This window comes from Leuconostoc sp. UCMA20149 (genome assembly GCF_030400235.1).
GTDB classification, from domain to species: Bacteria; Bacillota; Bacilli; order Lactobacillales; family Lactobacillaceae; genus Leuconostoc; species Leuconostoc pseudomesenteroides.
In genome coordinates this window covers 1-1,184 of record NZ_VJYC01000039.1, presented here as the reverse complement: position 1 = coordinate 1,184, position 1,184 = coordinate 1, and the positions used below count along the sequence as shown (strand labels likewise).

General features: G+C 37.2%; 2 protein-coding genes. Both read left to right on the top strand.

Features of this window, described 5'->3' with window-relative positions; genetic code table 11:
* The first annotated feature begins 67 nt into the window (after positions 1 to 67).
* On the top strand, positions 68 to 328 hold the full coding sequence (locus FF105_RS11520) for a transposase (RefSeq protein WP_148423255.1): 261 nt from the start codon (positions 68 to 70) through the stop codon (positions 326 to 328).
* 8 nt (positions 329 to 336) lie between these two features.
* Entirely contained in the window at positions 337 to 1,143 is an 807-nt protein-coding gene (locus tag FF105_RS11515; RefSeq protein WP_167497567.1) for an IS3 family transposase, read from the top strand.
* The last annotated feature ends 41 nt before the right edge of the window (positions 1,144 to 1,184 follow it).

Below are 1,184 nucleotides of genomic sequence, written 5' to 3'. Positions count from 1 at the left end.
TGCTCTTATACTAAAAAAATGGACTATTTTTATTCAGTCCGTAAAATGAAAGTATAGGAGTATTTTTATGTCAATTCGTTATTCACAAGATTTTAAAGATTCACTGGTTAAACTTCACCAAGAAGGACGTTCACTTAAATCATTGGCAGAGGAATTTGGACCTTCAAAAGATTCTATTGCTATTTGGGTCAAGCAAGCTACCCCAGTCATGATTCAGGGTCGGTCAAAGACGTTAAAGGATGTCAAGCAATTAGAAAAGCGTCTCGCTATTTTGGAGGAAGAAAACGAAATTTTAAAGCGAGCGGCCATCTTACTAGCCAAAAAATAGTCCGTAATGTGGGATTGCCGCTAGTTAACCAATTTTTAGCACAAGGTTACGCGCTTGTGCGTATTTTAAGTGCACTTAAAATCAAACCTAGTACCTATTACAACTGGCGCCATTGGCAACCCAGTCGACAAGAAAAGCTTAGAGAATCCCTGAAACCTTATATTTTAGACGTTTGGAAAACCTTTAAATTTTATGGTTATCGTCGTATTGCTGCTTATAGTCAACTAAACAATGACTGTCCAAAAATATCTAAATATATGACACTCAAATTAATGCGTGAATTAGGGATTAGATCACGCATGCAAAAACGTTATCGCAAACCCAAAACTGTTGTGACGGTTGATCAAAAACCCAATCTGATTAGACACTTGCATGATTTGAGTGGTGTTTGGCAAACAGATATCACTTATATTCAGTTAACTAACCACAGATGGGTCTATTTAGCGACCGTTTTGGATCCTGAGAAGAGAAAGGTATTGGGCTATAAAATTGGCGATACAATGACAGCCGAGCTAGCCACAAGTGCCTTACAGATGGCGTTAGATAAGCATAGAAAGCCACTCATTATTCATTCAGATATGGGGTCACAATACACGAGTGCAGAGTTTAATATTAAATGCCAAAATTATGGCTTGAAACATTCATATTCACTCAAAGGACATCCGTACGATAATGGCCGTATGGAAGCGTTTCATTCAATATTGAAGCGTGAAGAGGTTTATTTGAAGGCATACCAAACATTAACTGAAGTCCAAGCAGCCATTGGTTGGTATATCAATTTTTATAATCGCAATCGTATCTCAAATGTCGCCTAATTAACTGAATAAAAATAGTCCAATTTATTGACTTCTGAGCA

Coding starts and splice junctions, on each gene's coding strand:
- FF105_RS11520 (WP_148423255.1), top strand. CDS start 68: ATGTCAATTCGTTATTCACAAGATTTTAAAGATTCACTGGTTAAACTT.